This is a genomic window from Lactobacillus gigeriorum DSM 23908 = CRBIP 24.85, from assembly GCF_000296855.1.
Lineage (GTDB): Bacteria > Bacillota > Bacilli > Lactobacillales > Lactobacillaceae > Lactobacillus > Lactobacillus gigeriorum.
The window spans coordinates 20,897-31,843 of sequence record NZ_CAKC01000043.1; the positions used below are offsets into that span (position 1 = coordinate 20,897).

General features: G+C 35.9%; 8 protein-coding genes. 4 read left to right on the plus strand and 4 right to left on the minus strand.

Translation table 11 applies throughout. The annotated features are described in order from the left end of the window. Nucleotides 1-4: 4 nt before the first annotated feature. From BN52_RS04290 to BN52_RS04300, 3 genes are read right to left on the minus strand one after another with little or no spacing between them, the layout of a single operon-like run. Entirely contained in the window at nt 5-1,771 is a 1,767-nt protein-coding gene (locus tag BN52_RS04290; protein ID WP_008473028.1) for an ABC transporter ATP-binding protein, read from the minus strand. Further along, nucleotides 1,771-3,498, minus strand: coding sequence for an ABC transporter ATP-binding protein (locus BN52_RS04295; RefSeq protein WP_008473030.1), 1,728 nt, complete (start codon nt 3,496-3,498; stop codon nt 1,771-1,773). The genes BN52_RS04290 and BN52_RS04295 overlap by 1 nt, the downstream gene beginning before the upstream one ends. Then, on the minus strand, nt 3,495-3,938 hold the full coding sequence (locus BN52_RS04300) for a MarR family winged helix-turn-helix transcriptional regulator (protein ID WP_008473032.1): 444 nt from the start codon (nt 3,936-3,938) through the stop codon (nt 3,495-3,497). The genes BN52_RS04295 and BN52_RS04300 overlap by 4 nt, the downstream gene beginning before the upstream one ends. Before the next feature lie 192 nt (nt 3,939-4,130). Here BN52_RS04300 and BN52_RS04305 point away from each other — a divergent pair, with 192 nt between their 5' ends. The 4 genes from BN52_RS04305 to BN52_RS04320 all read left to right on the plus strand — a co-directional run bounded on the left by BN52_RS04305 (nt 4,131) and on the right by BN52_RS04320 (nt 7,713). Then, nucleotides 4,131-5,069, plus strand: coding sequence for a phosphate/phosphite/phosphonate ABC transporter substrate-binding protein (locus BN52_RS04305; RefSeq protein ID WP_008473033.1), 939 nt, complete (start codon nt 4,131-4,133; stop codon nt 5,067-5,069). A 206-nt stretch (nt 5,070-5,275) separates the two neighbouring features. Then, nucleotides 5,276-5,983: an MIP/aquaporin family protein gene (locus BN52_RS04310; RefSeq protein WP_008473034.1), complete on the plus strand. Its 708-nt coding sequence runs from the start codon at nt 5,276-5,278 to the stop codon at nt 5,981-5,983. Nucleotides 5,984-6,509: 526 nt separating this feature from the next. After that, the gene (locus BN52_RS09795; protein WP_082621063.1) at nt 6,510-7,019 is read left to right on the plus strand and encodes a DUF4417 domain-containing protein; all 510 of its coding nucleotides are present in this window, start codon (nt 6,510-6,512) and stop codon (nt 7,017-7,019) included. A gap of 172 nt (nt 7,020-7,191) precedes the next feature. Next, nucleotides 7,192-7,713 carry a hypothetical protein gene (locus BN52_RS04320; protein ID WP_008473036.1) on the plus strand — a complete coding sequence of 174 codons (522 nt, stop codon included), beginning with the start codon at nt 7,192-7,194 and terminating at the stop codon, nt 7,711-7,713. An 85-nt stretch (nt 7,714-7,798) separates the two neighbouring features. On the opposite strand, the gene BN52_RS04325 is transcribed toward BN52_RS04320, so the two are convergent. Beyond that, a complete protein-coding gene (locus BN52_RS04325) occupies nt 7,799-10,786 on the minus strand; it encodes a type I restriction endonuclease subunit R (protein WP_008473037.1) in 2,988 nt (995 codons plus the stop codon). Nucleotides 10,787-10,947 lie beyond the last annotated feature (161 nt).

Here is a 10,947-nt window from a genome sequence, read left to right on the forward strand (position 1 = left end):
ACTTTTATTCAAAAGCCATTTGACTTGTGTACAGCTTATAGTAAAAACCATGCTCTTTCAACAATTCTGCGTGACTGCCTGTTTCAATGATTTCCCCATTTTTCAATACGACAATCTTATCTGAATTCAAAATCGTCTTTAGGCGGTGAGCGATCACAAAACTAGTACGCCCCTTGATCACGTTATCCATCGCTGCTTGAATCTTCTCTTCAGTAACTGTATCTACGTTTGAAGTAGCTTCATCCAAAATTAAGAAATCTGGATCGGTGATCAACGTTCTTGCAATAGAAATTAACTGCTTTTGACCCGTAGAGAATAAGCTATTTTCATCAGTGACTTTCGTTTCGTATTGTTCAGGTAAGGACATGATGAAATCATGGATATTAGCTTTTTTTGCAGCTTCCTGCACTTCAGATAAAGTGGCATCAGGCTTACCATAGCGAATATTATCGAGAATCGTTCCCGTAAAAATCACTGATTCTTGAAGCACAATTCCAACGTTATTACGCAATGATTTCAAGGTTAAATTTTTGACTTCGGTATCATCAAAGTAGATTTCTCCACTATCGATATCATAGAAACGGTTAAGCAAGTTCATCACAGTGGTTTTCCCTGAACCAGTTGGTCCAACTAAAGCGACGGATTTACCTTTATCAACATCAATTGAAATATCGTGAAGAATTTCTTTCCCAGGTTTATACGAAAAGCGGACATTCTTTAGCTTTACACCATTTTCAAGTTTGATGAGTTCTTTTCCATTAGGTACGCGATCTTCTTCATCTTGCGCTTCAACCCGTGCTAAGCGTTTAGCTCCTGTCAAAGCCAACTGAATCATTGAATAAATCGACGTAATCTGTGTCAAAGGGAAGAAATAATTTTGTGAATATTCGACAAACATAACAATCAATCCTAATCCTACAGCCTTAGTAACCTGACCAGCTACGATCATGTAAGAACCATAAGCAATGACGATTGCTAAATTCAACAGTGACAAACCATTCATCAATGGGAACAAAATACCAGAATAAAATTGGCCCTTAAACATGGCATCCTTAACTTTTTGATTGTAGCCTTGGAAGCCTTTAACTGATTCTTCTTGCAAACCATTGGCAATGATTACTTTTTGCCCGTCGATCTGTTCGTTAATATAACCGTTTAAGTTAGAAATTTCAGCTTGTTGTAAATCAAGATAGATTTTGGCCTTTTTCATAATCCAAATACTTACGATTAATGCAAAAGGAGTCAGCGCTACTGTAGCAATCGCCAAAGGAACATTGATCATAAACATCATCACAACAGTTCCAATCAAGGTCATACTTTGAGCAATCACTTCAAACACTGCGTTGTTCAAAGCATTGTAGACATTATCTAAATCGGAAGTAAACAATGACAGTAGCTTACCATCTTGATGATTGTCAAAATACTTGATGGTCATACGTTGGAATTTGCCAAACAAGTTTTTGCGCATGTTATTAGTAGCATAAGCATTGAACCGAGTAGTAACAATCCAAGAGATAAATGTGGCAAAAATGGATAACGCATAGAAAATTATCATGCTGATAATCGCATGATAGAAATTGTCCATCTTGGCTTGATTAGTAAAACCACTGGCAACAAATTTGGTTAAATCTGTTACAGCGTTACCAAGATACTTCGGAGCAATTACCATAGCTATATTTGATAGCAGTGATAAAATCACAACTACCGTAATCCCCTTCCAGAAGGGTTTTAAATAAGCAATAAAATATTGAATTGGTGTTCGCTGTTTCATTAAAATTCACCCCGCTTCTCTTTAGCACGTTGTGTTTGATAAATTTCCTGATAAATTGGTGAACTTGCTAACAGTTCTTCATGAGTACCTTGAGCTACTAACTTCCCATCATCAAGTACCAGAATTTTATCGGCATGCATCACAGAAACAATTTTTTCAGCAATAATTACCGTAGTCGTATCTTTAAGTTCTTTTTCAAGCGCTTGTTGGACTTTAGCTTCAGATTCTGCGTCCAAAGCTGAAGTGGAATCATCCAGAATCAAAATTGGAGCCCCACTAATCAAACCACGAGCAATCGAAAGACGCTGTTTTTGACCACCTGAAAGGTTAGCTGACCGTTCTTCCACCTCATGATCAAAATTATCGGGATAGCGTTGAATAAATTCTTGCGCTTGCGCCATTTGGGCAGCTCGTTCTAATTCATAGTTGGTGGCTTCATTCTTACCTTGTTGCAAGTTAGTCTTAATCGTTCCGGAGAATAAGATTGCTTTTTGCAAAACAAATGAAACTGTTTTACGCAATGCCTCTTCTGATACTTCTCGCAAGTCGGAACCACCGATTTTTATTTTTCCAGTTGTTGGATCATAAATTCGGGCAATCAATTGGGCAAGAGTTGATTTTCCTGAACCAGTTGCGCCAACAATTCCGATCTGTTGCCCTGGTTCTGCCTTGAAGCTGATATGCTCTAAAGTTGGCTCATCGTTTCCTTGATAAGTAAAGGACACATCATCAAATTCAATTGAACCAGCTAATTTGGTTTTAGGTGCCTTATCATTAAAAACTACATCCGGCTTCGTGTCTAAAACTTCCTGAATTCGCTTCAAAGAAACATTACCTCTAGTAAAAGTCATCGACACTGCACCTAAGTTAATTGAGCAGAATAAAAGTGTCAAAATGTAGTTTAAATATGGGGAGATAACTGCTACATCACTTGGATGAGCTTTGATCGAAGTTCCAATTAGGTAAATCACCAAGGCAATAATCAAATATCCGATCAACAACAAGCCTGGCATGATCGTTGAAAACCAATAACCAATCTGCAAGTTATAAACATTTAATTGGTCAGAAGTTTGATTAAATTTCTTAATTTCTTGATCTTCTTGGTTAAATGATTTAACCACTCTTACGCCTTGTAAGGTTTCTTTAGCTTGAGTAGAAATATCATCCATTTTTACTTGGAATTTTTCGAAAATTGCATCCATTTTTTTGAGCACACTAGTTCCAAGGGAAGTCAAAAGTGTAGCCATTAGCAAGGTAGCCCACCAATATCTTGGAATCGTAATGATTGAAAAAATGATTGAACCGAAAATCAAGATCGGCATTCTTAACAACTGTAAAAACAAGTTCATGATAAGGTTGGTTATTTGGTTCATATCATTGATCAATCGAGTTGTCAGTGATCCCGTTGAAAAATACTCGATATTGGCAAAGGAAAAAGACTGGATCTTGCGATATGTCCGCTCTCTAAGATCACTCGTAATATTCTGCGCTAATCTAGAAGTGAAGAATACCATTAATATCCCTGCCACGATTGCTACTACAGCCATAGCAATCAGTAAGATCACTTCATTCATCACATTATGACCTTGATCAGCCATAAAAGCTTTTTGAATATTTTCCAAAATCCTAGGTTGATACAAAGTCGAGAGGCCAGTAATAATTACCATGATCGTTGATAGCAGTGTATCTTTGGCATATTTTTTAAAATACGGCAACAACAGTTTCATGCTTTCATCCTTTCCGCTTTTAATTTTTCCCAAAACTTCTCGTTCCATTGTTGAATCAGGTCATTCATCAAGATAACTTTATCTGCACCTAATTCGGCAATTAATTCTTCCTCTAAAGCAAACAATGGACCTACTTGTCGTTTGGCATATTTCTTGCCACTTTCGGTTAATTTGCACCATTTAATGCGACTATCCGTAGGATCATCAACTTGTACCAAATAACCTTGGTCAAGCAATTGGTGGATCCCTTTACTGAGCGTTTGCTTAGGTAGGTTTGAACGCTTGGTGATATCAGTCAAAGTCATTTGGTCATGTGTTAGTAATTCGTACAAGATATTTGTTAGGTAATCTGTTAAGCCGTGCAGCTGTGACCAATAATGATAACCCTGAGACATGGAAATTACGCCTAAGTTCAAGTCTTCGGTTAAATTTTTACGCATACTTATTCCTTTCTATTGCAATTTTTCTTTTCAAAAATTTTAGTACACACATGGACTATTTGTCAATTATTTCAGCTATTTCCGTACATTTAAAAGATTAATTATGATTTTTGTTAATTTTTATCTTGCACACCAAATTGATTTCTGTTATAACTAAATAGCAAACAAATTTAAGATTTTTTGGAGGAACTCATGAAGTTTAAGAAGTTCGTTGTCGGCGCATTCGCCTTCGCAGCTGCTGCTTTAATTACTGGTTGTTCAAACAACAGCAGTAGCAATAGCTCATCAAGTAAAGATGGATACACCCCTAAGGAATTAAATGTCCAATTTGTTCCAAGTACCCAAGCTAACACAATTGAAGCTAAGGCTAAGCCACTTGAAGGCATGCTTAAGAAAGAACTTGGTATTCCAGTTCATGTTACTGTTTCAACCGACTACAACGGTTTAGTTGAAGCTATGTCATCAAAGAAAGTTGATGTTGGTTTTATGCCACCTGACGCTTATGTTCTAGCACACCAACGTAAAATCGCTGATGTTCTTCTACAAGCTGAACGTTATGGTTATGACGAACCAAGTGGTAAAGTTAACAACAAGTTAATGCACGCTTACCGTTCAATGATCATCGTTAAGAAGGGTTCAAAGATCAAGTCATGGAAAGACCTTAAGGGTAAGAAGATCGGTGTTCAAGACCCAACTTCTTCATCCGGTTACGTATTCCCTATTGTTGAACTTTACAAGAAGGGCTTAAACGTATTGAAGGATTCTAAGATCGTTAACATCAAGGGTGCTGACCAAGCTGTTCTTGCTGTTTACAATGGTGATGTTGATGCTGCCTTTACTTTTGCAGACGCACGTCCAATCGCAGCTAAGGATGAACCAAAGGTTATGAAAGATGTTGTTCCAATTTACTTCACTAAGTGGATTCCAAACGACACCATTTCTGTAAGAAGTGACCTTTCACAATCATGGCGCAAGAAGATTGCTAAGGCCTTCAAAGCTATCATGAAGACTAAGAAGGGTAACGCAATGATGGAAAGTATCTACAACCACTATGGTTATGTTGATGCTAAAGATTCAAACTTCAACGTAATTCGTGATTACGAAAAGACTTTGAAGGAAATTCAAAAGTAAGAAATTTAAGCAAAAGATGATCTGTGATCGTCTTTTTTGTTTTGCCTTAATGTTCGTGTTTTACAAAATTCAAGCTATATCTTCGGGGAAATATCACGTTATAGAATAAAACACTTTTATCATCATATTGAAAGAGCTTTCTTCTTCCCTTATTTAAAATTTTCCTGTACAATCTGTATGTTAATTTATTTTATGGAGGATTTTTTATGTCAGGTTTTTTGGGAGAATTTTTCGGTACCTTCTTCTTAATCCTACTTGGATGTGGTGTTGGTGCTTCAATCAGTCTTAAGAAGACTTTTGCTCGTGGTTCAAGCTGGATTTATGTAACTTTCTCATGGGGTCTAGCAATCACTTTCGGTGTTTATGTAGCTGCTAGCTTCGGTGCTGATGGTCACTTGAACCCAGCTGTTACTTTGGCCTTTGCTACTTTTGGCTTCTTCCCATGGAGTCAAGTATTGCCATACATCGCAGGTCAATTCTTAGGTGCTTTTTTGGGTGCAGCTTTGATCATCGTTCACTTCTACCCTCAATTCAAAGAAACTAAGACTGCTGAAGATGGAAACAATGTTGGTATCTTTGCTACTGGTCCTGCAATTCCAAATGGTTTCTTCAACTTTATGAGTGAGGTTATCGCAACTTTCACTTTGGTATTCGTATTGTTAAACCTTGGTGACTTTGAAAAAGGTTTGAAGCCATTTGTAGTTGGTTTGTTGATTATGGTTATCGGTCAAGCTCTTGGTGACGTAACTGGTTTCGCTATGAACCCTGCTCGTGACTGGGCTCCAAGATTTGCTTACACTGTTTTACCAGTTCCTAACAAATCTGATGCAAACTGGTCATACGCATGGGTTCCATTCTGTGGTCCTATGGTTGGTGCCTTTGCTGCAGCCGGTTTACAATTCTTACTTAAGTAATAGAACTAATCAAAAAGTGCTAGAACTCGCGTTTTAAATAACGTGGTTTCTAGCACTTTTTAGTTTTGCGACTTTTTCAAGCCCCTAATAAATTTGGTAATAGTTCTTTTGATGTTGGTAAAATTTATTCCATGTTGGTCACCTCAAGCAAGGATAAAATTTTTGTTATTCCATTCATTCAAAATACAATATATTGATATCGTATTTTTACATAGATACAGCATTTGGTATAATATATGTTAAAAAATATATTTAGATAGATAAAAAGGGTGAGCATGCTTAGCATACTTCACCAATAAGACAAAATTAAGTATAGCATGCTCAGAATTATATTTGTCGATCTTAATATATTTGTAAATATTTTTAAGAAAGGATGGCTAATTATGCGTAATTTAGCTAGACAAGACATTTTCAATTCATGCTTGAAAATGCAAAATTTGAAGGTAATTACGATATTCCTCTTTGTGAAAATATCGTAACCAACTTACCTACTAAAATCATTATATTTGAGTAAGCACGTAATGAAATCAAAAAGAAAAATCCTGATTACAAAGCAGCAGTCTGCTTCTATAAGGATGATTACAAATTCGACTCAAATAAAAATGGAATCTGGAAGAATCCATACCAGTGGTTACCACTTCTTTGTAAGTTTGAATCAGTAATCCAACCTGATTTTAGTACTTACCAGGATTTCCCAATTATTTACAAAATGTATAATACATATCGAATGCGTGCAGTAGGTCATTTTCTGATTAATAACTCTATACCAGTTATTGCTAACTATCGATCTGGAACAAAAGAAACCTTTGATTTTTGCGCAGACGGTATCCCAAAAGATGCTATTGTTTGTATTGGTACACATGGAAACTGTCGTAGTTATACAGATCATCAAAGAATTCGAGAAGGGTTAGAATTCTTAATAGAAAACAAACGTCCTCGTGCAGTTGCAATTTATGGACCTGCCCCGAAGGATGTTTTTGGAATACTCACTAATGAAGGTATACCTTATCAGAGATATGAAACAGATCTTGTATAGAATTATTACTTCTACTTCAAATAGTCCAGCAGTAGAAATCACAATTATGAGAAAAGGCAGAAAAGAAAGATTGAAAAAAATACATTTTATCAAGAAAGGCAAATAACATGGATCAACTCTATTTATCTAATACTGATTAGAAAAATTAGCTAAACTGCAAAATGATATTCTGGTGTCAATTACAGCAGAAGATTTAAATACTCACAGTATTAGTTTTGGAAACATTTTAGTTGTTAGCGATACCCATACTTTAGAAATCGATAACAACTATCGCCTTGTTAAATATTTTAATGATATAGATGAACTTGCAGGTTATAAGATAAACGATTTAAAATCTAGAAATAATTTCAAACCAGTTGTTCAACCTGACCATTTAGATACCAAAATAATTAATCAGAAAATCGATTCTATCAGAGTGATCCGAGATAATATCCGACTTGATTATGGTAATAAAATTGATAAGTATGTTATCGATAATGCTATTATTCTTGAACTAACAGATACAGATCTGCTGATTGGACAAACGGGCTTTTTCTCACCCGTATCAAAAATTATTTTCGACAAAGATGCAATAAATCAATATTACACAACAACCGACATCAAAGATGATTGGGAAGATACTGACTTCGAAGAACGCGGTCTATCTCATCCCCGCTATCAAGTTTATGTTGATCGAGAAATTATTGAGATTTAACCCAGCCTAATTGAATAATAAAAGGATTGTCATGCTACATCGCAGACAATCCTTTTTCGTATGCTTCACTTTAAAAATATGCATTTTACATATTTACTACTCCACTTAGATATAACTCTTTGATTCCCTTTCTAACGGCTTTGCGCCATTTCAAGCGTGTCTTTTCACTTCCACCCTTATTAATATAATTCTCAAAGGCATGTGGATCTTGCAGTAATTCATTTAAGCCCGGAACTTCCGAATCCTTTAGCTCGGGATCATAGTTATGGATTACAAACTTTAGATTGATCAAATCGAGACAATATTCATCTGCAAATTCCTTAAGCTGCTTATCTTCAGCCTGATCAATCATTTCTTGCAATAATTCATTTACCTGACGATTGCGATATCTCTCAGGATCCATTTGAATGTTAAGCCACAATTCTGCCATGATTTTTGCTAAGGATGGATTTTTCTTATTTAAGCGGTCAATATAGCGGTCAATTTCTTCAATCGCTGCCTTACTAATTGCAACAGATTGATCTTCAGAAGGAATATACGTCTGAATAAGCTGAACGATATATTCATAATTTATAGTTTGGTGATCCAAAGATTCTAGAACATAATCTGGATCAAATGGTTCAGGTTCTGGATCAATTGGATCGACTGGCTTTTTCTGATTTTCTTTGCAGACCTCATAGGCTGCCTGCATTTCTTCAACATACGCATCATTAAGGCCGTATTCTTGTTCCATATCCAATTCATTAAATTCATCATAGGTTTGGATAGCAGCGTAATTCTTATCAAAATCTTGATATGCCCTTATAAAGTCTATCTGCTCTTCATCAGGAGCTTGGGTGATATTGTAGTTGCTTGTAACATCATATTTAACTACTTGCTTTTCAGCAATATCAAAACGAGCAATTGACTCTTCCCAACTAGGAGCCAAAATTTCACTTCCTCCCCCATCAGTATAAAGGGCTAATGTGGTATTCACAGCTGCTTTGAATTTTTCAGGATATTGGAAAGTAACAATTTGACCATATTTTTTATCTTGATCATAAATTCGATTAGTTCTAGAAAATGCCTGTAATAGGTTTTGTGCTGGCATTGGTGGACGATCAATATACAAAGTTGATAAAGCTGGTGCATCAAATCCAGTTAATAGTCGATCAACTACGATTACCAAATCCATTTGCTGACTTCTAGCCCTAAATTGTGGCATCTTTCTAGCTAAACGATTATTAACATCAGCGTTATAAGCAGCTAAATTGGCCAATGAAAAGTTGGTATTAAACATTTTATTGTAATCTTCAAGCGAAGCCTTCATCTCATTTTGATTTACTTCAGCCTCATCAGTATTCTCAGCTACTGAATAAGTGATTGCAATTTTAGGAAAATCTGGAAGTTGCTCCTTAATTTTACGAGGGATTTTATAGTCAGTTTTACCATTAATTATATCTTGGAAAATTTTATAGTATTCTTGTGCCTGTTTAATTGAAGAAGTAGTAAAAATCGCCTCATAGCTATAGCCTCTTCGCCCTATATTATGGATGCCTAACAAACGGTAGCTACTTTCAATAATACTCTTAGCTACCGCATACATATGGCTCTTTGAGAGATATTGCTTAGCAAGGTCTTGTGAATTTTCATTGTCGCTATTTTCATTCACAGCTCCTCTTTCTTCGGTCCTGAAACCTAAAACAGCATTGTCTCGAATGGCGTCCTTTATCGTGTATTTGTGAAGACATGGACCATATTGCTGTTCTGTTGTTCGCGCGTTTTTCCCTTTTTCTTGACGGGCATTTTCATCAAATAAAGGAGTACCTGTAAAACCATACCAACGTGGTTTCTTAGCGAAAAATGCATCTAATTCATTCTTTTGATCAGGCGTTACTGCCCGGTGACATTCATCGACTATAAATGCGAGATTTACTTTTTGCAGTTTTTGATATAGCTTCTTCTGAGTATTATCTTCTTTAATCCGTCTAAATAAGGCTTGCATTTTTTGCCTGGTCGTTACGATCACTTTCTTATCGTTGGCAGTTAACTTTTTAGCAAGTACATAACTATTGTCAGTATTTTCTACTTCAATCGAATCATTTTCTGCATATGTTTCAAAGGCTTGGGTAGTTTGAACATCAAGATCATTTCTGTCAATCAAGAAGACAGTTTTATCAATTGCAGGAATCGTCAATAAGTTATGCGCTACTTTGTATGATGTCAAGGTCTTTCCTGAACCAGTTGTATGCCAGATAAATCCAGATGTTGGATTATCACCATAAGCTGCTTTTTTGATTGCTTCGATCGCATGGATTTGATAAGGACGCAACAAAATAATGTTTTTTTGAACATTATCAAGAACAGTATAATCGGCAATCATATTATGAGCTGCTGGAATCGAAAGCACATCTCTAGCAAAAGTTAGATAATCTCTGACAGGTTCATTATGATCGTCAACCCAATTAGTAAGAAACTTTTCCCGTAACTGTTCATTTGCAGCAATGTATTGCGTGTAGCTACCATTAGATACTACAAACATTTGCAAGGTTGAGTAAATACCGTTAAATTCACCCTCATTAATGTACTTTTGAATTTGATTGAAGGCTTCTTTGGTACTATGTGCTCGGTTTTTCAACTCAATATGAATCAAGGGTAAACCATTAATCAACAAGGTTACATCCCCACGTCGATTACGATTCATTTCAGATCGTTTATGGTAACTAATTTGGTGAACCACTTCATAAACTGAAGTACCACCTGCAATGTTAGTATTATCGAGTACCAGAAGATCAATTAATCCTAACTTGGTGTTATCGCGCTGAATTTGTACACGAACTTGGCGATTAGCTCCTGCAAGCCAAACTGCACTTTGATAAAAAGTTGGATGAATGATTTTTGCTCGGATAACAGATTTTTCGTTTTCGGTTAGAGCAACTTCCCCTAGTACTCGACGATTATTGTTAGATAAAATCGTGAAGAAATTATCCCAAAGTTGTTCTTCATTTCTTAGATCATCACGAAAAGTCCATTGTGACTTGCCGGTGACAAGTTGATTAATTAATTTGTTTTCGATGCTTGATTCTCTTTCCACTTTTTTGCCCTCCGTGTCGTTACTAATAATATAGCCTAATTGAGGATAGAAAATAAAGTGTTTTTTAATATGCTTATTCCTTTGGGTACAGTGTAAGTTGGGGGAAATATTAAGCCATCTATATAATGGACAAACACCATCAAGAAACGTTAAGAACTATT

Excerpts from the sequence above, each read along its gene's own strand:
- BN52_RS04310 (WP_008473034.1), top strand. The coding sequence starts at position 5,276 with ATGTCAGGTTTTTTGGGAGAATTTTTCGGTACCTTCTTCTTAATCCTA.
- BN52_RS04290 (WP_008473028.1), bottom strand. The coding sequence starts at position 1,771 with ATGAAACAGCGAACACCAATTCAATATTTTATTGCTTATTTAAAACCC.
- BN52_RS04300 (WP_008473032.1), bottom strand. The coding sequence starts at position 3,938 with ATGCGTAAAAATTTAACCGAAGACTTGAACTTAGGCGTAATTTCCATG.
- BN52_RS04305 (WP_008473033.1), top strand. The coding sequence starts at position 4,131 with ATGAAGTTTAAGAAGTTCGTTGTCGGCGCATTCGCCTTCGCAGCTGCT.
- BN52_RS04295 (WP_008473030.1), bottom strand. The coding sequence starts at position 3,498 with ATGAAACTGTTGTTGCCGTATTTTAAAAAATATGCCAAAGATACACTG.